Genomic DNA, 3047 nt, shown 5'->3' with positions numbered 1-3047 from the left:
CAGGACACCCCCAGATATGTGTGGCCCGCCGGGATCCCCGGCGGGCCACACACACGTCCCGAGCCACTCCCCGTGAGCGCGACGTTCACAGCAGAACGGGTCAACAAAACCCACAAGGGCAGACCCCTCACGCCGGGGGCGGGCCCGGGTCGCGTACCGGACCCACGCCACCTCCACCAGAACCCACCCCCAACCCCCTCCACAACCGCCCGCCAGACCCCCGGCCGCCACCCGGTCCCGACCCTGGCCGCGTCGATCCACTGCGCAGGTCCGGCGAAGGTGTGCCCGAGTTGTGCAGGCGCGCCTGTCACCTGGCCTTTGGTGGCGTGGGCAAGCTCTGGCGTATCCAGTGGCGAAGCTATTCGAACACCGTACGGTATATATATGGCTTCCCCGCTCCGCTCCGTTCCTCAGGACCTGGCCGCAGCGCAGCTCGCCCTGCACCACACCTGCCGCGAGCTGATCGCCCTGTACGGCCACCTCCCCCACTACGCCGTGCCGGCCGCGGCGTGGGTCGAGCCGGACGGCACCACGCCCCCCGCGTCGCCCGGGTGGAGCGAGGCGGACCACACGGCGGTGGAGGAGCTACTGGACCGCGAACGCACGCTGCGCGCCGCCATCGGCTCGCATCCGTGGTGGACGACCCCGGTCCTCGAGGAAGCGCCGCCGGCTGCGGCGCGGCCGGTGCTGGGGCGAGAGGCGCTGGAGCAGGCGGCATAGCCATGGACGAGCATGGCCAGGAGCAGGACCGCCACGACGGAGCTGAGCCGCCGGCCGCGACGCCGACGCCTCCGGTATGGGTGATGCTGCCGGACCGGCAGGAAATCACCGCACAACTGCACGGACGATTCCAGACCCGCACCGGCGAGTGGTTCTACGAATATCTAGATCTCGTAGTCCCTCGTAGGCCCGTGAGGAATGAGCTCATCTTGCAACTGATCAGGTAAGAGGTCGCGCAGATAGGCGCGGTGATGGTACCCCGGCAGCAAGACAGGCACAGGTCCTGGCGATCATGGAGTTGCGACGCTCTGTGATCACCGGGGAGATCTGTGCCTGTGCTGCCGTCATGGCTGACCGAACCACTCTGGGGCCAATTCGCGGCCCTGCTGCCCGAGCGGCCGGAGTACCACCCGGACCATCCACTGGGCTGCCACCGCCCACGCATCAGCGACCGGATCATCTTCGACAAGATGCTGCAGCTCCTGCGATTCGGCTGCTCCTACCAGGCGATCGCCGACACGACCTGCTCGGCCACCACGATCCGCAACCGCCGGGACGAGTGGATCCGGCTCGGCGTCTTCGCCAAAATCAAGCAGATCGCGTTGGAGTCCTACGACCGGATCGTCGGCCTCGTCCTCGATCAGATCGCCGTCGACGGTTCCATCACCAAAGCCCCCGGCGGTGGTGAGGTTGCAGGAAGCTCACCGGTAGATCGCGGCAAACAGGGATTGAAACGCTCAGGTATGACGGATGGTTATGGAATTCCACTGGGCCGTGTGCTGGCTGGAGCGAACCGTCATGACTCCCCGCTGCTCGCCCCGACCTTGGACCGCCTGGAGGACCTGGGACCGCTGCCCGAAGACGTCACCGTGCATCTGGACGCCGGCTACGACTCGGACAAGACCCGCGCCCTGCTCGACGAACGCAGCCTGCACGGCCGCATCGCGCACAAGGGCGAGAAGGCGCCGATCCAGGCAAGCCAGAGGTGGCACGTCGAACGCACCCACGCCTGACAGAACGCCTTCCATCGCCTCGCCCGCTGCTACGAGCGCCGGGCCACCGTCATCGACGTCTTCTTCGACCTCGCCGACACCATCATCACCGTGCGTAGCCTGATCCGCCGAGCGTGGACCACTCACCGCTGGGAGGGCCGCCCCTGCCGCTGCCCGTGACGGACCGCCATCTGCGCCAGTGGTCGGCTGGTAACTTGATTCCCATGATGGTGGCATTGATCGACTCAGGGCTTGGCCTCCTTTCCACCACAGGATGGCTTCGGCACCTCGCCCCGGAACTCGATCTGCTTCTGTTTCTGGACCCCGAAGGCGCCCCCTGGGGATCGAGAACGGCCTCCTTCGTCACGGACCGTCTATTCAGTGCCGCCCAATTGGCCGTCCAGCGGGGCGCGGAGGCCATCGTGGTCCCCTGCAACACCGCCACCGTCACCGCGATCGATGCTCTGCGCGAGAGTTTTGAACCCCGTGTGCCTGTGATCGGAACCGTGCCCGCCGTGAAGTCGGCCGCCGCGGCCGCCCAAGGTATCGCCGTGTGGGCAACTGTCCGGACCACGGCGAGTGACTACCAGGATCGCCTGATCGCGGACTTCGCGAACGGTCGGCCTGTCGCGCGTGTCGCATGCCCTGGTCTGGCCGAGGCGATCGACCAGGGAGACATGGCCGCAGCAGCGGAAGCGATCGCCGACGCGGCAAAGCGGACCCCCCAGAATTGCGACTCCGTGGTGCTGGGATGCACGCACTACCCCCTGGTGGCGCCAGAGATTCTGCAGAGTCTGCCCACCGGAACCACCCTGTACGACAGCGCGGAGGCAGTCGCCCGCCAAACACTGCGGCGATTGGACAGAACCACGGAATCGCACAGCAGCACGGGCTCCATCGACGTGGTACTCAGCGGGCGCCGCGGAAATCTCCCAGCAGGCGCCCACGCCTACCCGGTGGGTCGCGCCCTTGCCGCCGCAGCGCGGGTGCCCCGCGAAATTCTCATCACTGCCGCAACTCGCGCCTCGATGGCTGCTCCAGCGATCTGAGCAAGCCCCGGAACCCCTTCATCTCGTCGGCCAGGCGTACAGCCACCCCGTTCGCGGCAGACCCCGGGAAATCACAGAGCGTGACAACTACGTGATCACCCAGGACCTGTGCCTGTTTCGCCCAGGGCTCCCCACCGCGCCTATCTGCGCGACCTCTGAGCTTGACTCTGTCGGTGATCTTGGTGGTCGGGGTCAGGTTCCGAGGGTGCGCCAGGACTTCGACCGTGGGATTCCCTGCTGATCCAGGAGGCTCTGGAAGGCGGTCGGTGGTCTCGGTGACGGGGCT

2 protein-coding genes and 1 pseudogene are annotated in these 3047 nt (G+C 67.1%); all 3 read left to right on the top strand.

Translation table 11 applies throughout. The features are described from left to right. Positions 1-384 precede the first annotated feature (384 nt). The 3 genes and pseudogenes from QMK24_RS40900 (at position 385) to QMK24_RS40890 (ending at position 2761) form a co-directional block, all read left to right on the top strand. Positions 385-720, top strand: coding sequence for a DUF8825 domain-containing protein (locus QMK24_RS40900; RefSeq protein WP_283471988.1), 336 nt, complete (start codon positions 385-387; stop codon positions 718-720). Between the two features lie 329 nt (positions 721-1049). Further along, positions 1050-1892: pseudogene (locus QMK24_RS40895) on the top strand (IS5 family transposase). A 44-nt stretch (positions 1893-1936) separates the two neighbouring features. Beyond that, positions 1937-2761, top strand: coding sequence for a glutamate racemase (locus QMK24_RS40890; protein WP_283471987.1), 825 nt, complete (start codon positions 1937-1939; stop codon positions 2759-2761). Positions 2762-3047: the final 286 nt, after the last annotated feature.

Source organism: Streptomyces sp. PH10-H1, from assembly GCF_030063355.1.
Classification (GTDB): domain Bacteria; phylum Actinomycetota; class Actinomycetes; order Streptomycetales; family Streptomycetaceae; genus Actinacidiphila.
The sequence above is the reverse complement of the archived record's forward strand: the minus strand, read 5'-3'. Positions and strand labels throughout refer to the sequence as shown.